Source organism: Azospirillum soli (assembly GCF_017876165.1).
In the GTDB taxonomy this organism is placed as follows: domain Bacteria; phylum Pseudomonadota; class Alphaproteobacteria; order Azospirillales; family Azospirillaceae; genus Azospirillum; species Azospirillum soli.
Map to the genome: position 1 here is coordinate 47080 of NZ_JAGINQ010000017.1, position 19719 is coordinate 66798.

Here is a 19719-nt window from a genome sequence, read left to right on the forward strand (position 1 = left end):
CGGCGCTGCGGCGCTGGTCCGGCCTTCGGCCGCCCCCTCATCCCAACCCTTCTCCCCAGGGGGGGAGAAGGGCTTTTCAGCGGATGATGGTGCAGACGCGGGTCAGGGTGTCGGCGGCGCGGTCGAGGTCTTCGGCGCGGACGAGGATGTAGTCGGTGTCGTAGGTGGACATCGCGAAGATCGAAATGCGCGCCTGGGCCAGCGGCACGGCGATGCGCGCGAGGACGCCGAACAGGGAGAAGTCCAGGGGGCCTTCCACCTTGAAGGCGCGCCAGCCGCGTTCGACCTTCACGGTGTCGGGCACGCGGTCCTCGCGGCAGAGGATCGACAGTTCCTCGCCCGTGCGGGTCGCGCTGACCAGAGGGTCGGTCCAGTCGAGCCAAGCTGGCAGGCCGTTGCCGGGGGACAGGCGTGCAACGGCCAAACGGTCGGGGAGGACGGACAGGGTGAGGGCGTCCGATTCCTCTTGGATGAGGGCGGCGTCCAGGGTTGCCTGATCGACTTCGAACGGTTTCAGGATGCGGCGGGCGCGGGCGGCGAGCGACGGGATGCCGGAGCGCATGGCGCGGCCCAGCATGTCCGCCGCCGTGGGGCGCAGGTCGGGGGCGCTTGCCGCCAGATCGACCATGGCCTGGAGCGCCGAGGTCTGCACGATGCGGCTGGCGCTGGTTTCGAACCACTCCAGAAGGAGGGTCGCCGCGCGGCCGCGCTGCGCGTCGGTCAGGGTCAGGCGCGGGATGATCTGGGCGAGGTGCCAGCGCACCTCCGCCTGATCGATGGCCGCCGCGTCGGTCAGCAGGCGTTCGGCAAAGGCGTCCAGCGGGCGGGCGTCGCCGCGCGACACACGTTCCAGCGCGTCGGCAGCGCGCATGCGCACGCCAGCATCCTCGGCGAACAGGCAGCCGACCAGTTCCGGCAGGCGCCTGAGGTCGGCGGCGACCGCCTCGGCCACTGTGGGGGCGTCGCCGATGGTCCGGCGGTCGCCCAGCGCGAGGGCCTTCGCCAGATCGCTCCCGTTCTTGACCATCCGTTACCGCCGGCCGAAGGGGCGCGCCGGGATGTTCCGGCCGAACTTGGAGCCGGCCTTGAGCGCGTTGGGCCGGGGCGGCGGTGGAGGGGGTGGCGGGGGCGGAGGCTCGCCCTTCGGCACCGCCTCGCCGGCCGCCATGGCCGCGAGATCCTTCATCAGCCGGTGCACGCCGCGCACGCGCTGCGCCTCGTCGGTCCAGTCGCGGGTGTAGACCAGCTTGTGGTCGGGGCGCAGCTTCATCAGGCTCATCTGCTGGCTGATGTAGGTCAGCAGCTTGGCCGGTTCCGCGTAGCTGTTGCCGTGGAAGGTCAGCACCGCGCCCTTCGGCCCGGCGTCCACCCGCTCCACCCCCGCCTGCCGGCAGAGCTGCTTGATGGTCACCACGTCCAGCAGGTTCTCCACCTCGGTCGGCAGCTTGCCGAAGCGGTCGATCAGTTCGGCGGCGAAGCCGTCCACCTCCGCCCGGTCCACCAGCTCCGCGATGCGGCGGTAGAGGGAGAGACGCACGGTGAGGTCGGTGACGTAGCTTTCCGGAATCAGGACCGGGGTGCCCAGGTTGATCTGCGGCGTCCAGGCCTGCGCCTCCGCCCCGGCGGGCACCTGCCCGTCCATGCCGGCGCGGGCGGTGGCGACGGCCTCCTCCAGCATGTGCTGGTAGAGTTCGACGCCGACCTCCTTGACGTGGCCGGACTGCTCCTCGCCCAGCAGGTTGCCCGCACCACGGATGTCCATGTCGTGGCTGGCCAGCTGGAAGCCGGCGCCCAGGCTGTCGAGCGTCTCGATGACGTGCAGGCGCTGCTGCGCCGTGCCGGTCAGCGGCTTGTTCGGGGCATAGGTCAGGTAGGCGTAGCCGCGCACCTTCGACCGGCCGACGCGGCCACGGATCTGGTAGAGCTGCGCCAGACCGAACATGTCCGCGCGGTGCACGATCAGCGTGTTGGCGTTGGGGATGTCGATGCCGCTTTCGATGATGTTGGTCGCCAGCAGCACCTCGAACTTGCCCTCGTCGAAGGCGGTCATGACGTCTTCGAGTTCGCTGGCCGGCATCTGGCCGTGGGCGGTGACGATCTTCACCTCCGGCACCAGCTCGCGCACGCGCTCGGCGACCTTGGGCAGGTCCTCGACGCGCGGGCAGACGTAGAAGGTCTGGCCGCCGCGATAGTGCTCGCGCAGGATCGCCTCGCGCACCACGACCGGATCGTAGGGCAGGACGAAGGTGCGCACCGCGAGGCGGTCCACCGGCGGGGTGGCGATCAGCGACAGCTCGCGCACGCCGCTCAGGGCCATTTGCAGGGTGCGCGGGATCGGCGTGGCGGTCAGGGTCAGGACGTGCACGTCGGCGCGCAGTTCCTTCAGCCGCTCCTTCTGCTTGACGCCGAAGTGCTGCTCCTCGTCCACGATGACCATGCCCAGGCGCTTGAACTGCACGCCCTTGCCCAGCAGGGCGTGGGTGCCGATGACGATGTCGGCGGTGCCCTCCGTCAGCTCCTGCTTGACCTTGGTCTGCTCCTTCGGCGTCACCATGCGGGACAGCTGCACCACGCGCAGCGGCAGGCCGGCGAAGCGCGTCGTGAAGGTCTTGAAGTGCTGGCGGGCCAGGAGTGTGGTGGGCACGACGACGGCGACCTGCTGGCCGCTCATCGCGACCATCAGGGCGGCGCGCAGCGCCACCTCCGTCTTGCCGAAGCCGACGTCGCCGCAAACGAGGCGGTCCATGGGACGGCCGGACGCCAGATCGCCGAAGACCTCCTCGATGGCCTTCAGCTGGTCTTCCGTTTCCGGGTAAGGGAAGCGGGCGGCGAATTCCTGGTAGATGCCCTCCGGCGTGTAGACCGGGTCGGCGCGCTTCAGCATGCGCTCGGCGGCGATCTTCAGCAGCGCCTCGGCCATGTCCTTCAGGCGCTTCTTGACGCGGGCCTTGCGGCCCTGCCAGCCGGCGCCGCCCAGCTTGTCCAGCTGCGCGTGCGCGTCCTCCGACCCGTAGCGGGTCAGCACCTCGATGTTCTCGACGGGGACGTAGAGCTTGTCGCCGCCCTCGTAGATCAGGCGCAGGCAGTCGTGCGGCGCGCCGGAGACCTCCAGCGTCTCCAACCCGTCGTAGCGGCCGATGCCGTGGTCCATGTGCACGACCAGATCGCCCGCAGTCAGGGCGGTGTGCTCGGCGATGAAGTTGGCGGCCTTGCGCTTCTTCTTGGCGGTGGGGCGGACGAGGCGGTCGCCCAGGATGTCCTGTTCGGTGATAACCGCGAGGTCGGCCGAGGTGAAGCCGTGCTCCAGCCCCAGCACCACCATGCCGGTGATGCCCCGGTCGAAGCGGCGCACCTCCTCGATGGTTTCGGCCGGCTCCAGCCCCTCGATCCCGTGGTCGCCCAGCACGGTCATCAGGCGGTCGCGCGAGCCCGCCGAGTAGCCGGCCACCAGCACCCGCCGCCCATCCGCGCGCAGGGCACGGATGTGGTCCTTCACCGCGTCGAAGACGTTCACGTCGGGGCGGTTGCGCTCCTCCGCGAAGTCGTGGCCGCGCCGGCCGCCAGCGTCCACCGTGCCCATGATGCCGGGCGGCGTGCCGAAGGGCTGGAGCTGCGCCACGGCGTGGGCGGCCAGAAGGTCGTCCCAGGCCTGCGCGTCGAGGAACATCATGCCGACCGACACCGGCTTGTAGACCGGGGAGCCCGCCCGCTTCTCGATGGTCATCATGCCTTCGCGCGAGGCGTGGAAGTCCGCCACCTGGGCGATTCGCGAATCGCGCGATTCCGTCGCCTGATGGTCCAGCGACACGATGGCCCGGGGCATGTAGGACAGCACCGTGTCCATGCTCTCGTGGAACAGGGGCAGCCAGTGTTCCATGCCGCCGTACTTGCGCCCGGCGCTGATCGCCTCGTAGAGCGGGTCGTCGTCGGTGATGGCGCCGAACAGCTCGCGGTAGCCGGAGCGGAAGCGGGCGATGCTCGCCTCGTCCAGGAAGACCTCGGACATCGGCTTCAGGTCGATGCCGTCGCGCTTGTCGGTGGTCCGCTGCGACATGGGGTCGAAGCTGCGCACTGCCTCCAGCTCGTCGCCGAACAGGTCGAGGCGCAGCGGCTCCTCCGTGCCCGGCGGGAACAGGTCCACGATGCCGCCGCGAATGGCGAACTCGCCGGGTTCGCGCACCGTCTGGGCGCGGGTGTAGCCGTTGTCGGCGAGGTAGCGCTGGAGCCGCTCCAGGTCGATGCGGTCGCGCACCTTGGCCGAGAAGACCGCGCTGCGGAAGGCGGCGCGCGGCGGCACCTTCTGCAAAACGGCGTTGACGGTGGTCAGCACCACCAGGGGGCCGGAGTCGGCCTTGCGGTCGAGCAGGCGGGTCAGCGTGTCGATGCGCTTCGCCACGATGCCGCCGTTGGGCGACACGCGGTCGTAGGGCAGGCAGTCCCAGGCGGGGAAGACCTGCACCTCCAGCCCCGGCGCGAAGAAGGCCAGCGCCTCCGCCAGCAGGGCGGCGCGGGAGTCGTCCAGAGCGACGTGCAGAACGCCCCCCGCCCCCGCCCGCTTGGCGAGGTCGGCGAGCACGCGGGCGTCGAAGCCTTCCGGCGCGCCGCCGACCAGCAGGCGGCCGGAGCGTCCGGGTTGCAACTGATCGAAGCTGGGCAAGGGTGAAACCTTCAGGAACCCTGTCGGGGCGTGAACTTGAACTTCGTCAACAGCCGCATGACGTCGTTGTCATGCTCGGCCGGAACCGGCTCGCGGCCGGTCATCCAGTTATAGAGATCGGGGTCGCTGAGTTCCAGGAGCGCCTCGTACCGGTCGAGCTGGCCATGGTCGAAATCCGGCACATGCGCGTCGGCGAAGCTGCCCATCAGCAGGTCCATCTCGCGCATGCCACGGTGCCAGGAGCGGAAGCGCAGCCGCTTGCGCCGGTTCTCAAGGGATTCAGTCCGGTCGTTCGTCATTCCATCGACACCAAAAGCCCCTCTCTGGGATCAGGGAGGGGGTGGGGGAAGCTGCCGGTATCCTGCACCGGAGGGGGGACGGGTGCAAATCTTTATCCCCTCACCCCGCCTTGCGGGTGGGGCCGTTGCCGTTGGGGTGGCGGAAGGCTTTGGACAGGGCGCGGTGCAGGTCGTCGGGGCGGAAGGGCTTGTGCAGGAGGGTGCAGCCGGCGCGCTTGGCCTCGCGCAGGCGTTGGGGGTCGGTGTCGCCGGTCACCAGGACCGCCGGAAGGCGCCGGCCGAGGCGGCGGCGGACGGCGGCGATGGCGTCCAGGCCGGTTGTCCGGCCGATCAGGCGGAAGTCGCTGACGACGGCGTCGGGCGAGGGCGCGGATTCCTCAAGGCAGGCGATGGCTTCGTCCGCCGAGCCGGTGGCGATGGCGCGGCAGCCGAGGCTTTCCAGATACATGGACAGCGCGCCGCGCTGCTGGTCCTCGTCCTCGATCACCATGACGGTGCGGCCGGTGAGACCATTGCCATCCAGCGGGGCGGGCGCGCAGGGTGAGGCGGGCTGCGACTCCGCGCGCGGCATCTCCACGAAGAACATCGTTCCCTTGCCGACCTCGGACCGCACGCCGACGCGGTGGCCCAGCAGTTCCGCCGTCTTGCGCACGATGGCGAGGCCGAGCCCGAGGCCCTTCAGGCGGTTCCGCTCCGGGTTGTTGAGCTGGTAGAACTCCTCGAAGATCAATTCCTGCTGTTCCGGCGGGATGCCGGGGCCGGTGTCCCACACCTCCAGCCGCAGGATGTCGCCGCGACGGCGGCAGCCGACCAGCACGCTGCCCTGCCGGGTGTGGGCGAGCGCGTTGCTGAGCAGGTTGCGCAGAATGCGTTCCAGCAGCAGCGGATCGCTGCGCACCGGCTGGGCGCAGTCCATCACGCGCAGCTTGAGGCCCCGCTGTTCGGCCAGCTCGGTCGTCTCGCGGATCAGCCGGTCGATCACCTTGCGGATCGGGAAGTCGGTGATGGTCGGCTCGACCGTTCCGGCCTCCAGCGTCGCGATGTCGAGCAGACCGTTCAGCAGCGCCTGGCCGGAGTGGAGCGCCTCCTGCGCGCGGCCGAGGAGAGCGTGGTTGTCGTGCTGGCTCTCCAGCCGTTGCGCGAGGACGCCGAGAAGCAGTTCCATCGCCTGGAAGGGCTGGCGCAGGTCGTGGCTGGCGGCGGCGAGGAAGCGGGTCTTGGCCTCGTTCGCCCGCTGCGCCTCGCGCCTGGCCTCCTGGGCCTCGGCCATGGCGTGGCGGGCCTCCAGTTCATGCATGACGAGGCGGCCGAACTCGACGAGGTCGCGCTCCTGGTCGGGGCCGAAGTCGTGGTGCGGGCGGTGGTCAATCACCGTCAGCGTACCGAGGATGAACCCCTCCGGCGCGATCAGCGGAGCGCCTGCGTAGAAACGGAAGTGTCTCGGGCCGGTGACCAGCTCGTTGTCGGCGAAACGATCGTCCGCCGTCGCGTCGGGCACCACCATGACCTTGTCTTCCAGAATGGCGTAGGCGCAGAAGGCAAGGCGGCGGCCGGTGCTGGGCACGTCCAACCCGTAGTGGGATTTGAACCACTGCCGGGTTTCGTCGATCAGGCTGACCAGCGCGATCGGCATTCCGAAATGGCGGGCGGCGAGCCCGGTGATCCGGTCGAACACCTCTTCGGCGGGCGTGTCGAGCACGGCGTAGCGTTTGAGCCGGCCAAGACGGGCCGGTTCGTTGAGCGGCCATGGCGGTTCGAAATAGGCCAAGGCGTTTCCTCCCTTTTTCATCATGATAAAGGAAGGATTTTTCAATCCTCAATCAACAAAAAGGATGAACGGCTGGAACTTATTGCTGAAGAAACAGGGCCTTTTTGGTCTGGTTTTCTTTAAAAGGCAGCGTGGATGCTTTTCGGTTTTATTGAGGCCGCCTTGCACAGCATAGGACGGCATGCGTCGGCAAGGACACGCCCTTGCCGAAACGCACGCCGCCGATGCCGATCAGGGGTGGAGCGGGGATCAGACCCGCACCACCTTGCCGGGGTTCATGATGTTGTCCGGGTCGAAGGCGCGCTTCAGGTCGCCCATCACGGCGAAAGCCTCGCCGGCTTCCTGTTCCAGGAATTCCATCTTGCCGTAGCCGATGCCGTGCTCGCCGGTGCAGGTGCCGCCCATGGCGAGCGCGCGGGCGACCATGCGGTCGTTCAGGCGCTTGGCCTCGGCCATCTCCTCCGGCTTGTCGGGGTCGATGACGTAGACGAGGTGGAAGTTGCCGTCGCCGACATGGCCGACCAGCGGCGCCAGAAGGCTGGACTGGGCGATGTCGCGCTTGGTCTCCAGGATGCAGTCGGCGAGGCGGGAGATCGGCACGCACACGTCGGTCGGCCAGCCCTTCGCGCCGGGGCGGAGCGCCAGCGCGGCGTAGTAGCCGTCGTGGCGGGCCTGCCAGAGCTTGGAGCGGTCCTCCGGCCGGGTCGCCCAGGCGAACTCCGTCCCGCCGTTCTCGGCGGCGATGGCCGCGACCATTTCCGCCTGCTCCTCAACGCCGCGCTGGGTGCCGTGGAATTCGAAGAACAGGGTCGGGGCGACCGCGTAATCGAGCTTGGAGTATTTGTTGACCGCGTCCATCTGGACCTCGTCCAGAAGCTCGATGCGGGCGACGGGGATGCCGGACTGGATGGTCTGGATCACCGTGTCCACCGCACCCCGGATGTCCTTGAAGGGGCAGACAGCGGCGGAGACGGCCTCCGGGATGCCGTAGAGGCGCAGCGTCACTTCGGTGATGATGCCCAGCGTGCCTTCGGAGCCGACGAACAGGCGCGTCAGGTCGTAGCCGGCCGCCGACTTACGGGCGCGGCCGCCGGTCTTGATGACGCGACCGTCGGGCAGCACGACGGTGAGGCCCAGCACGTTCTCGCGCATGGTGCCGTAGCGCACGGCGTTGGTGCCGCTGGCGCGGGTCGAGGCCATGCCGCCCAGCGAGGCGTCGGCGCCGGGGTCGATGGGGAAGAACAGGCCGGTGTCGCGCAGGTATTCGTTCAGCTGCTTGCGCGTCACGCCGGCCTGGACGGTGACGTCCAGATCCTCCGGGCTGAGGCGCAGGATTTCCTTCATGCCCGACACGTCGATGCAGACGCCGCCGTGCAGCGCCGCGATGCCGCCTTCCAGCGACGTGCCGGTGCCGAAGGGGATGATCGGCAGCTTGTGCTTGGCGCAGATCTTGACGATGGCGCTGACCTCCGCCGTCGAGGTCGCGAAGGCCACGCCGTCCGGCGGGAAGGGGGTATGGTAGGACTCGTCCTTGCCATGATGCTCGCGCACCGCGCCGGAGGTGCTGAACCGCTCGCCCAACAGGGCCTTGAATTCGGCCTTGGCTTCGTCGGTGAGGGCAACGCGCGGCTGGGCTTGAACGGCGGTCATGGACGAGGTCTCCCTGCGGGTCCGTTTGTTTGCTTGGTATGACCAAGCAAGCTAAGGCCCTGCGGGGACGGAGGCAAGCCGGATGCGCGCAGGGCTGGGGTGCCTGCTTCAACGCCTTTGATTGACGTGGTCCTTAATTGACTTGGTCGGGGACCTTGATCGCGGGCGGGTCGGCCATGCCGGCCAGCGGCAGGCGGGCGATCAGGCGCAGGACGAGATCTTCCAGACGGTCCAGCTCGCGCCGTTCGGCAGCGAGCGTTTCCAGCTGGACCAGCAGGGCGGATTGGTTGTCCAACACCCGACCCAACAGCTCTTCCATGCGGCCGAGCAGTTCACGGGTTTCCCCCTGCCCCGCTTCCGAGCGGTCGAGGCGGCGGCCGAGCGAGCGGGCGTCCTGCACGATTTCCTTTTCGCTTTCGAAAAGGGCGTGAAGGTTGCGGAGGATGTCCTCAAGCGGAGGTTCTTGTTCGCGCATCGCGAAACTATCGGTCGCACGCTCCGCAACGTCAACGCGACAAATCAGCACTTTCGGTCGGGCGCGCACCGTCGCGGCAATCCGTTCCGTGCCGATGGAGATGCCCCGTTGGAAGCGCTGGATACACTGGCGACCATCCCATTGGGGCAATTGTCGTATGCAATTTATCAATGTTAGGCAGGTCTCACCACGCGATCGTCCTGAAGCAGGGGCGGCAAAGCGTTGTTCAACAAACCGCGCAGAAGACGCGGTGCGGTCTTTCGCAACCGCGCAACGATGAACTTTTCACGGATGATTTGCTCCGTGGCCGCTCCCCCCGGAAGAAAGAAGAACGATGTACAGGACGATCTTCCATGAAGATTGGTGGCTTGACACCGTGTCGGAAGGACATTGGGGGGAGGCGGCCGCCGAAAAGGGCGGCCATATTTTTGGACGGCTGCCCTTCGGCACCTTTCGGGAACAGGGCATGACGGCCTGCGGCACGCCGCCGCTGACGCGGGTGCTGTATCCGGTGCTGTCGGTGGATGGAAAGAAAAGCGAATCGCTGAACCGCAAGTCGCTGTCCATCCTGTCGGAGATCATCGAGCAGCTGCCGAGCGCGCACTACACGCACTTCGTCCTCGGCCCGTCCTGCCCGGACGCGCTGGCCTGGCAGATGCACGGGTTCCGCACGCGGATCCTGCACACCTTCATCATCGACACCCGGCGCCCGCAGTGCGACCCATGGCGGGACATGCGGGACAAGACGCGCAACCTGATCCGGCGCGCGCAGGAGCGGCTGACCGTAGCACCACTGTCGGCGGCGGCGTTCCGCGCCTTCTACGCGGCGAACCTGGAGGGGGCGTCCTACTTCGACCTGGACCTGATCGAGAGCGTGCACCGGGCGGTGGAGAGCCGGGACCAGGGCCGCATCCTGGCCGCCTTCGACGAACAGGGAACGCCGCACGCCGCCGTCTTCTTCATCTGGGACCAGAACGACTGTTATTACTTTCTGTCCACGCGGAACCGGGATTCGGCCGAATTGGGCGCGGTGAGCCTGCTGGTCTGGCACGGCATCCAAGAGGCGCAGGCGCGGGGGCTGCGCTTCGACTTCGACGGGGTCACCAGCCCGCAGCGCCTGCAATTCATGCTGGGGTTCGGCGGGAACATCGCCCGTCGAACCATCGTGGAAAAGGGAAGCCTGCTGTTCGACGCGCGCCGGCATCTGGGCTCCTTCAAGCACCGGGTGATTGAAGGTCAGCGCAAACGGCTGGCGCGCGTCCGTTAACCCCTTACGCCTCCCCGTAGCCGCCGCCGCCGGGGGTTTCCACCACCAGCACGTCGCCCACGTTCATGGCGGTCTTGTCCTGGGGGCCGAGCTCCTCCACCGAGGCGTCGGTGCGCTGGACCCAGGTGCGGCCGGTCATGGCCGGCTCGCCGCCCTTCAGGCCGAAGGGGGGAACGCGGCGGTGGTTGGACAGGATCGCCGCCGTCATCGGCTCCAGGAACTTCAGGCGGCGGACCACGCCGTTGCCGCCGTTCCACTTGCCCTCCCCGCCCGACCCCCGGCGGATGCGGAAGCTTTCCAGCAGCACGGGGAAGCGCCACTCCAGCACCTCCGGGTCGGTGAGGCGGGAGTTGGTCATGTGCGTGTGCACCGCGTCCGTCCCGTGGAAGCCGGGGCCGGCACCGGAACCGCCGCAGACCGTCTCATAATACTGGTGCCGCTCGTTGCCGAAGGTCGTGTTGTTCATGGTGCCCTGCGCGGAGGCCAGCACGCCCAGCGCGCCGTACAGCGCGTCGGTGATGCACTGGCTGGTCTCCACGTTGCCGGCGACCACGGCGGCGGGGTAGCTGGGCGCCAGCATGGAGCTCGGCGGGATGACGATCTCGATGGGCCGCAGGCAGCCCTCGTTCATCGGGATCTCGTCGTCCACCAGGGTGCGGAAGACGTAGAGCACGGCGGCTCGGCAGACCGCGCTGGGGGCGTTGAAGTTGCTGGGCAGCTGCGCGCTGGTGCCGGTGAAGTCCACCGTGGCCGAGCGGTTCGCCTTGTCGATGGAGATGCGGACCTTGATGACCGCGCCGTTGTCCAGTTCCTGGACGAAGTCGCCGTCGGTCAGCACGTCGATGGCGCGGCGGACCTGCTCCTCCGCGTTGTCCTGGACGTGGCGCATGTAGGCGCGCACCGTGTCCAGGCCGAACTGGCCGACGATGCGGCGCAGCTCGCGCACGCCCTGCTCGTTGGCGGCGATCTGCGCCTTCAGGTCGCCGAGGTTCTGCTGGACGTTGCGGGCGGGGTGCGGCCCGGTGGTGAAGAGGTCGACGACCGCCTGCTCGCGGAACTGGCCGCCCTCGACCAGCAGGAAGTTGTCGATGAGGACGCCCTCGTCCTCGATGGTCCGGCTGTCGGGCGGCATGGAGCCGGGGGTGATGCCGCCGACGTCGGCGTGGTGGCCACGCGAGGCGACGTAGAACAGCACCTCCTTGCCGGCGTCGTCGAAGACAGGGGTGACCACGGTGATGTCCGGCAGGTGCGTGCCGCCGTGGTAGGGGTCGTTCAGCATGACCACGTCGCCGGGCTTCAGGTCGGAACCCCGGCCCTCGCGGACGGCGCGCACGCTCTCGCCCATGGAGCCCAGGTGGACCGGCATGTGCGGGGCGTTGGCGATCAGGCCGCCGTCCCGGTCGAACAGGGCGCAGGAGAAGTCCAGCCGTTCCTTGATGTTCACGGAATAGGCGGTCTTTTCCAGCGTGAAGCCCATCTGTTCGGCGATGGACATGAACAGGTTGTTGAAGACCTCCAGCATCACCGGGTCGGCCTTGGTGCCGATGGCGAGGCGCTGCGGCAGCTCTTCGTAGCGGGTCAGGACGAGGTGGTTCTTGCGCGTCACCTCGGCGATCCAGCCGGGCTCGATCACGGTGGTGGCGATCTTCTCGCGAATGATGGCCGGGCCGGTGATGCGGTTGCCGGGCTGGAGCTGGTCGCGGTCGTAGACGGGGGCCTCGCGCTTCTGGCCGCCGGTGTGGATGGTGAGGGTCGAGAGGCGGCGCGGCAGGGCGCCGGTGACGTTGGGCAAATCCACGTCGTCGGCGCTGTCGGTGTGGCCGACCGCCTCGACCGAGACGGCCTCGACCACCAGGGGCTTGCCCTCCATCATGAAACCGTAGCGCTGGCGGTGCGCGGCTTCGAACGCCGCGGTCATGGTGGCGAGCGGGCCGAAATCGACGATCAGCGGGCTGTCGGAGCCCTCCACCTTGATGTGCGCCTTGCGGTGGACGGCGGTCCGCGCGTCCTCCACGCCCTGGCGGGCGAGTTCGGCGCGCCCCTCGGCCTCCAGGGTGGTAAGGATTTGGTCGAGGTCGGTGACCAGGGCGTCGTCGAGGCGCGCCTCCACCGCGCGTTCGCGGATGGCGACGGTGTCGGCGAGGCCGATGCCGTAGGCGGACAGCACGCCGGCGTGCGGGTGCAGGAAGACCTTGCGCATGCCGAGCGCGTCGGCGACCAGGCAGACATGCTGCCCGGCGGCCCCGCCGAAGCCGTTCAGCGTGTATTGCGTGACGTCGTAGCCGCGCTGGACCGAGATCTTCTTGATGGCGTTCGCCATGTTGTCCACGGCGATCTTCAGGAAGCCCTCGGCGACCTGCTCGGGCGTCAGGTCGGTGCCGAGTTTTTCCCGGACCTCGGCGGCGAGAGCGGTGAACTTCTCGCGGACGACGGCGGCGTCGAGCGGCTGGTCGGCGTCGGGGCCGAAGACGTGCGGGAAGAATTTGGGGTTCAGCTTGCCGACCATGACGTTGCAGTCGGTCACCGTCAGCGGGCCGCCGCGCCGGTAGCAGGCCGGGCCGGGGTTGGCCCCCGCGCTCTCCGGCCCGACGCGGAAGCGGCTGCCGTCGAAGACGCAGACCGAGCCGCCGCCGGCCGCCACGGTGTGGATGTGCATCATCGGCGCCCGCATGCGCACGCCGGCCACCACCGTGTCGAAGGCGCGCTCGTACTCGCCCGCGTAGTGGGACACGTCGGTGGAGGTGCCGCCCATGTCGAAGCCGATGACCCGGTCGAATCCGGCCATGCGCGCGGTGCGCACCGCGCCGACGATGCCGCCGGCCGGGCCGGAGAGGATGGCGTCCTTGCCCTGGAAGAAGCGCGCGTCGGTCAGGCCGCCGTTCGACTGCATGAACATCAGGCGGGTGCCGTTCAGCTGCCCGGCGACCTGATCGACATAGCGGCGCAGGATCGGCGAGAGGTAGGCGTCCACGACGGTGGTGTCGCCGCGCCCGACGATCTTCATCAGCGGGCTGACCTGATGGCTGACCGACACCTGGGTGAAGCCGACCGCACGGGCCAGCGAGGCGACCTGATTTTCATGCTCGGGGAAGCGGTAGCCGTGCATCAGCACGATGGCGGCGCAGCGGAAGCCCTCGCGGAAGGCGTCCTCAAGCTGGAGGCGGACGGCGCGCAGATCGACGGGCTTCAGCTCCGTCCCGTCGGCCATCAGGCGCTCCGGCACCTCGATCACGCGGTCGTAGAGCAGTTCGGGCAGGACGATGTGGCGCGCGAAGATCTTCGGCCGGGCCTGATAGCCGATGCGAAGCTGGTCACCAAGCCCCTCGGTGATGAGGAGGAGGGTGCGCTCGCCCTTGCGCTCCAGCAGCGCGTTGGTGGCGACGGTGGTCCCCATCTTCACCGCCTCCACCGCCTCGGCCGGGATGGAGTCGGTGGGGGCGAGGCCCAGCAGGTCGCGGATGCCCTGGATGGCGGCGTCCGGGTAGCGCTCCGGGTTTTCGGACAGCAGCTTGTGCGTCACCACCGAACCGTCGGGCCGCTTCGCCACGATGTCGGTAAAGGTGCCGCCCCGGTCGATCCAGAACTGCCACCGGCCAATCGATTGGCCGTTCGATGGGTGGCCTTGCGCCTGGGTGGTCATCGCCCTTACTCCCCGTTCTTCTTGGGTTTGGAACGGAGTGTGGCGATCCGGCGGCGCAGGTCAACCCGAAGCTGGCGGAAGAATGGAATGCGCCGCGCTTTATGCCGCGCGGTCGAGGGCAGCGCCCTGGAAACGGTCGAGAACGGTGTTGAAGGCGCCGGCCCCGTCTTCCAGCGCTTCCAGCGCCAGGGAGAACTGGTTCGGGCGCGGCAGGTCGAAGGTGACGGAGAATTCCCCGCCTTCCAGCTCGATCCGGCCGCCGTGCTTGCGCGACAGCGCGCGCATGCGGACGTTGTCGGCGAGGCAGATCATGTGGACCTGCTGGATGGACCGGTTGGCAGCGATGGTCATGGTGCGGCGAATCAGGGTGGTGCCGACCTTTCGCCCCTGAAGCCCCTTTTCCACGCTGATCCCCAGTTCGGCCTGATTCGGCCAGAGCAGGCGGTCGGTGCACAACTCGACCGCGCCGCGCAGCTCGCCCTGGATGAAGGCCCCGACCAGAATGGTGCGGCCCCAGTCGAGGCCGGCGACGTGCTGCCGGATGACGTCGTCGGAAATGGTGCCGGTGAAACGCGCGTAGCGGTCAGTCCGGTCCAGCCGCAGCAGGTGCGCCAGATATTGGTCCCGTTCGGTGGGGAGAAGCTTGCGGAAAGCAGGCATGGCTCTTGTCGCTCACGTTTGTCGAACCGATAAACGCACCGCTTGAGAGCGCTCGTCCCTAGAATGCCGACCGTTGAATCAGCCGAACGTCATATGAGTTTGACACTGCATCCCGAAATGGTGCGGCGCAACATGAATGGCAAGGGCACCGGCCGGAAAGGGCCAAGCTTGTGGCGGAGACGCAACAGTTGGCGGGGCGGAGGCCGGCCGTTATGCTGCGCCTCATCCGGCAAGAGGCGTTTTCGCAATGAGCATCTGGGGCACGATCCTGGGCGGGGCCGCGGGCTTCGCCATCGGCGGACCAATCGGCGCGCTGGTGGGACTGGCGGCCGGGCACGCGGTGGGCCGCTTCCGGCTGGAGGGGATGTGCGGGCCGGGCGACGCCACCAAGTCCATCGCCTTCACCATCGGCGTCATCGCGCTGGCCGCCAAGATGGCGCGCGCCGATGGGGTGGTGAAGCGCGTGGAGGTGGACACCTTCAAGCGCCTGTTCCGGGTGCCCCCGGAGGAATTGGACAACGTCGGCCGCGTTTTCGACCTCGCGCGGCGCGACACCCACGGATTTGAGGAGTACGCGCGGCAGATCGCGGCCCTGTTCGAGAACCGGCACGCGGTTCTGGAAGAGCTGCTGGACAGCCTGCTGATGATCGCCGAGGCCGACGACGAGCTGCACGAGACCGAGGTGGAGTATCTGCGCAGCGTGGCGCACATCTTCGGGTTCGCCGACGCCGATTTCGATCGCATCCTGGCCGGGCACCATGTGGCGGGAACGGCGGACGAGACCAATCCCTACGGCGTGCTGGGCGTCTCGCGCACGGCGACGGATGATGAGGTGAAGGCGGCACACCGCCGTCTGGTGCGCGAGCATCACCCCGACCGGCTGATCGCCCAGGGCCTTCCGCAGGAGTTCATCGACCTCGCCACCCAGAAGGTCGCCACGATCAACGCGGCCTATGATCGGGTCGCGAAGGAGCGCGGGCGGGGGTGATTTCCCCCTCTCCCGCCCCGGGAGAGGGTGGCCGCGCAGCGGCCGGATGAGGGGCTTGCAAAGGTTGAACGCTGATCCTTGTCGGCACCCTCACCCTTCCCACGCTTCGCGTGGGCCCCTTCCCTCTCCCGGGGCGGGAGAGGGAATTCGGTCGCGGCGGGCGGGCCGGCGGGCTATAAAAGCGGCCCTTCATTCTCCATGTTCCGGGTCATGGCTCCTCCCGCTCCCATCACCGCGCTTCAGGGCGTGTCCATCACCTTCGGCGGCCGGCCGCTGTTCGAAACCATCGACGTGTCCATCGCGCGCGGCGACAAGGCCTGTCTGGTCGGCCGCAACGGGTCCGGCAAGTCCACGCTGATGAAGGTGCTCGCCGGCATGGTCCAGCCGGACGGCGGGCAGGTCTTCGTGCAGCCGGGCGCCCGCATCGCCTATCTGCCGCAGGAGCCGGACTTCACCGGCTGCGCGACCGTCCATGATTACGTGGCCAGCGGGCTGCCGGCGGACGAGCAGGACGAGGCGCACCGGGTGGACGCGGTGCTGGACCGCTTGCAGGTCGCCGGGCATCTCGACCCCAACACGCTGTCGGGCGGCGAGGCGCGGCGCGCGGCGCTGGCCCGCACGCTGGTCGGCAACCCGGACGTGATGCTGCTGGACGAGCCGACCAACCACCTCGACCTTCCCACCATCGAGTGGCTGGAAGAGGAGTTGCTGGCCTATCGCGGCGGGCTGCTGCTGATCTCGCACGACCGCACCTTCCTGAACCGGCTGGCGCGGCGGACGCTGTGGCTGGACCGCGGCACGGTGCGGGCGACCGATCGCGGCTTCTCCGAGTTCGAGGCGTGGCAGGCCGAGGTGTTCGAATCGGAGGAGATCGCCGCCCAGAAGCTCGACCGCAAGATCGAAGGCGAGATGAAGTGGCTGCGCGAGGGCATCTCCGCCCGGCGAACCCGCAACATGGGCCGCGTGCGCGCGCTGCTGCAATTGCGGACGGACCGGGCCGAGCGGATCAAGGGCGGGCAGCAGGCCAAGCTCGCCATTTCCGAGGCCGAGCGCGGCGGGCGGCTGGTCATCGAGGCGGAGCGGATTTCCAAGGCGTTTGACTCGTCCGAGGGGCCGAAGGTCATCGTCAAGGATTTCTCCACGCGCATCCTGCGCGGGGATCGGGTCGGGCTGATCGGGCCGAACGGCGCCGGCAAGTCCACCCTGTTGAAGATGCTGACCGGCCAGATGGAGCCGGACAGCGGCACGGTGCGGCTGGGGACCAATCTGGAAACCGCCTATTTCGACCAGCGGCGCGCCGGGCTCGACCCCGAGGACACGATCCGCAAGGTGCTGTGCCCGTTCGGCGGCGACAGCGTGATGGTCAATGGGAACCCGCGCCACGTCGCCGGCTACATCCGCGACTTCCTGTTCGACACCCGGCAGCTGGACAGCCCGGTGAAGGCCCTGTCCGGCGGTGAGCGCAACCGGCTGCTGCTGGCGCGGCTGTTCGCGCGGCCCAGCAACATGATGATCCTCGACGAGCCGACCAACGACCTGGACATGGACACGTTGGACCTGCTGGAGGACGTGCTGGGCGACTATCAGGGCACGCTGCTGCTGGTCAGCCACGACCGCGATTTCCTCGACCGGCTGGTGACGAGCACGATCGCCCTGGAAGGGGACGGCACGGTCGCCGAATACGCGGGCGGCTATTCCGACTATCTGATCCAGCGCCCGGCGCCGAAGGAGAAGGCGGCGGCCCCCGCGAAGGCCAAGCCGGCGGCCCAGCCCGCCGCGCCGAAGCCCAGGGGCAAGCTGAGCTACAAGGACCAGCGCGAACTGGACGAGCTGCCGGCGCGCATGGACACGCTGACCGCCGAGGTGGCGAAGCTGGAAAAGGCGCTGGCCGACCCCGACCTGTTCACCCGCGACGCGGCGAAGTTCCAGAAGACGTCGGAGCAGCTGCACGCCAAGCAGGCCGAGCTGGCCGCCGCCGAGGAACGCTGGCTGGAGCTGGAAGCCTTGCGCGAGGAGCTGGAAGGCGGCCGGGGATGAGCTTTCGCGACTCCCTGATGGCGCTTGTGGTGATGGCGCTGTGGGGACTGAACTTCGTGGTCGCGAAATGGGGGCTGGCGGAATTCCCGCCGATGTTCCTCATGGCCTTGCGCTTCATGCTGGTGGCGGCGCTGCTGCTGCCCTTCACGCGGGTGCCGAAGGGCAGGATGCTGCCCATCGCCGCGCTGTCGGTGACGCTGGGCAGCATCCATTTCCCGCTGATGTTCAACGGGCTGAACGGCATCGACGCGGCCACCGCCTCCATCGCGGCGCAGGCGCAGGTGCCCTTCTCCTCCCTGCTGGCGGCGATCCTGTTCAAGGACAAGCTGGGCTGGCGCCGGGCCTTGGGCATGGCGGCCTCCTTCGCCGGGGTGGTCGTCATCGCGGGCGAGCCGCGCCTTGCCGGGCAGTTGACTCCGCTGCTGCTGATCCTGGGGGCGAGCCTCGCCTTCGCGGTCGCCAGCGCGCAGATGAAGATGATCACCGGCGTGGACGGCTTCGCGCTGAACGGCTGGATGGCGCTGTTCGCCGCGCCGCAGCTGCTGGTGCTGTCGCTGCTGATGGAGCAGGGGCAGATGGAGGCGGTCGCCAACGCGACCCCGTGGGGGTGGGCGTCGCTCGCCTACCTCGCGATCGGGGCGACCATCGGGGCCTACGGCCTGTGGTACCCTCTGCTGCGCAAGTATGAGGTGAACCAGACCATGCCCTATCTGCTGACCGTGCCGGTGTTCGGCGTGGCGGCGGGCGTTCTTCTGATGGACGACCCGTTCACGCTGCGGCTGGTGCTGGGCGGGCTGCTGACGGTGGGCGGAGTCGCGGTCGTCGTGCTGAGGCGCCCCACCGTGGTGGCGGAGAAGGTGACCAACCCGACATGATGAGAATCGTTTCCCTGCCCTCCCCCAACCATGGACCTCGGCCGGAGGGGACGCGGGCGGAACTGCTCATTCTTCATTATACGGGCATGCCGACGGCGGCCGATGCCCTGGCCCGGCTGTGCGATCCGGCGGCGCAGGTCAGCGCCCATTACACGGTGGACGAGGACGGCACCGTCTACGCCCATGTGCCCGAGGACCGGCGCGCGTGGCACGCGGGCGTGTCGTCCTGGCGGGGCGTGGCCGACGTGAACAGCCGGTCCATCGGAATCGAGATCGTCAATCCGGGGCACGAGTTCGGCTATCGGCCTTTCCCCGAGGCGCAGATGATGGCGGTGGCGGAGCTGTGCCGGGACGTGATGGGACGGCATGGGATCGCCCCGGAGGACGTCATCGGGCACAGCGACATCGCCCCGTCGCGCAAGGAGGATCCCGGCGAACTGTTCGACTGGCGCGGGCTGGCGGCGCAAGGGATCGGGGTTTGGCCGGAGGCGCTGGATCCGGACGACGGGCCGGTTGGCGAGGGCGAGGTGGCGGCGTTGCTGGGGCGCTATGGGTATGACGCGGCCTGCCCGCGCACGCTGCTGTCTTTCCAACGGCATTTCCGGCCGGAGGCGATGACGGGGGAAGCCGACGCGGAGACGGTGCGGCGGCTGCGCGCGCTGATGCGGATGACCGGGCGATAAGCGATATCGCTATCGGCGCGCCATACCTTATATTGATGAGCGTTGCCGATCATCGGTGGGGCGCGGTATGTCGGAACCAGCCTACAAGCGCATGAGCGTGGATGAGTTCCTCGTCTGGGACGATGGGACTGACACGAAGTATGAGCTGATCGACGGCGTGCCGGTGGCGATGGCGCCGACCTATGGGGCGCATCAGATCATAGCGGTCAACGCCGCCGTTGCCCTGACGGATGTTCTGCGCAAGCGCCCGCCCTGCCATGTGCGGTCGGAGGCGGGCATCCTGAAGCCCAACAGCTTCCGGAACTACTTTCAGGCCGACCTCGCGGTGACCTGCAAGCCGCATGAGCACGGGCAATACGCCGTTCCTGATCCGCTGGTCATCGTCGAGATCCTGTCCCGCTCGACGGAGGATCACGACCGCAAGATCAAGCTGCCGGTCTACCGGTCCATCGCCAGCGTGCAGGAGATCGTCCTGATCCACTCGGAGATGCTGTTCGTCGAGGTGCATCGGCGGCTGGACGACACGCGGTGGCAGGTCGATTTGCTGGTCGAAGACGCGGACGTGCTGACGCTCGACGGCGTCGGGTTCGAGGCGCCCGTGTCGGCGCTTTATGCGAACGTGGATTTGGGAGCAGGCCCCACCGGCGGCTGACCGGGGACGGGGGACGGGCGCGGGGAACGGGAGCATCCCGCGCCTGATCTGTTTGCACACTTATGTGC

The 19719-nt window shown here is 68.4% G+C and carries 14 protein-coding genes; 6 read left to right on the top strand and 8 right to left on the bottom strand.

The window, feature by feature from the left end:
- Positions 1-76: 76 nt before the first annotated feature.
- From J2852_RS22850 to J2852_RS22875, 6 genes are all read right to left on the bottom strand, one after another.
- Positions 77-1027, bottom strand: coding sequence for an ACT domain-containing protein (locus J2852_RS22850; RefSeq protein ID WP_209880201.1), 951 nt, complete (start codon positions 1025-1027; stop codon positions 77-79).
- A 3-nt stretch (positions 1028-1030) separates the two neighbouring features.
- A complete protein-coding gene (gene mfd, locus J2852_RS22855) occupies positions 1031-4657 on the bottom strand; it encodes a transcription-repair coupling factor (RefSeq protein WP_209880203.1) in 3627 nt (1208 codons plus the stop codon).
- A gap of 11 nt (positions 4658-4668) precedes the next feature.
- On the bottom strand, positions 4669-4956 hold the full coding sequence (locus J2852_RS22860; RefSeq protein ID WP_209880205.1) for an FAD assembly factor SdhE: 288 nt from the start codon (positions 4954-4956) through the stop codon (positions 4669-4671).
- 100 nt (positions 4957-5056) lie between these two features.
- Positions 5057-6724, bottom strand: a complete 1668-nt coding sequence (locus tag J2852_RS22865) for an ATP-binding protein (protein ID WP_209880207.1) — start codon at positions 6722-6724, stop codon at positions 5057-5059.
- Positions 6725-6973: 249 nt separating this feature from the next.
- Positions 6974-8374 (bottom strand): FAD-linked oxidase C-terminal domain-containing protein, encoded by a 1401-nt coding sequence (locus J2852_RS22870; protein ID WP_209880209.1) that lies wholly within the window; start codon positions 8372-8374, stop codon positions 6974-6976.
- A gap of 133 nt (positions 8375-8507) precedes the next feature.
- Positions 8508-8849, bottom strand: coding sequence for a hypothetical protein (locus tag J2852_RS22875; RefSeq protein WP_209880211.1), 342 nt, complete (start codon positions 8847-8849; stop codon positions 8508-8510).
- A gap of 334 nt (positions 8850-9183) precedes the next feature.
- Between J2852_RS22875 and J2852_RS22880 the strand changes: the two genes are divergently transcribed.
- Positions 9184-10116 (top strand): GNAT family N-acetyltransferase, encoded by a 933-nt coding sequence (locus J2852_RS22880; protein WP_209880213.1) that lies wholly within the window; start codon positions 9184-9186, stop codon positions 10114-10116.
- 4 nt (positions 10117-10120) lie between these two features.
- Here J2852_RS22880 and J2852_RS22885 read toward each other — a convergent pair whose 3' ends face one another.
- Together J2852_RS22885 and J2852_RS22890 are read right to left on the bottom strand one after the other, a co-directional pair.
- Positions 10121-13756, bottom strand: coding sequence for a hydantoinase B/oxoprolinase family protein (locus J2852_RS22885; protein ID WP_209880215.1), 3636 nt, complete (start codon positions 13754-13756; stop codon positions 10121-10123).
- A 99-nt stretch (positions 13757-13855) separates the two neighbouring features.
- The gene (locus J2852_RS22890; protein WP_209880217.1) at positions 13856-14416 is read right to left on the bottom strand and encodes a GNAT family N-acetyltransferase; all 561 of its coding nucleotides are present in this window, start codon (positions 14414-14416) and stop codon (positions 13856-13858) included.
- A 247-nt stretch (positions 14417-14663) separates the two neighbouring features.
- On the opposite strand from J2852_RS22890, the gene J2852_RS22895 reads away from it, so the two are divergent.
- The 5 genes from J2852_RS22895 to J2852_RS22915 all read left to right on the top strand — a co-directional run bounded on the left by J2852_RS22895 (position 14664) and on the right by J2852_RS22915 (position 19651).
- Positions 14664-15404: a TerB family tellurite resistance protein gene (locus J2852_RS22895; RefSeq protein WP_209880219.1), complete on the top strand. Its 741-nt coding sequence runs from the start codon at positions 14664-14666 to the stop codon at positions 15402-15404.
- 210 nt (positions 15405-15614) lie between these two features.
- Entirely contained in the window at positions 15615-17441 is a 1827-nt protein-coding gene (locus tag J2852_RS22900; RefSeq protein ID WP_209880221.1) for an ATP-binding cassette domain-containing protein, read from the top strand.
- Positions 17438-18316 (top strand): DMT family transporter, encoded by an 879-nt coding sequence (locus tag J2852_RS22905; protein ID WP_209880223.1) that lies wholly within the window; start codon positions 17438-17440, stop codon positions 18314-18316. Before J2852_RS22900 ends, J2852_RS22905 begins: the two co-directional genes overlap by 4 nt.
- Positions 18316-18999 (top strand): N-acetylmuramoyl-L-alanine amidase, encoded by a 684-nt coding sequence (locus J2852_RS22910; protein ID WP_425514403.1) that lies wholly within the window; start codon positions 18316-18318, stop codon positions 18997-18999. Before J2852_RS22905 ends, J2852_RS22910 begins: the two co-directional genes overlap by 1 nt.
- Positions 19000-19066: 67 nt before the next feature.
- On the top strand, positions 19067-19651 hold the full coding sequence (locus J2852_RS22915) for a Uma2 family endonuclease (protein ID WP_209880227.1): 585 nt from the start codon (positions 19067-19069) through the stop codon (positions 19649-19651).
- Positions 19652-19719: the final 68 nt, after the last annotated feature.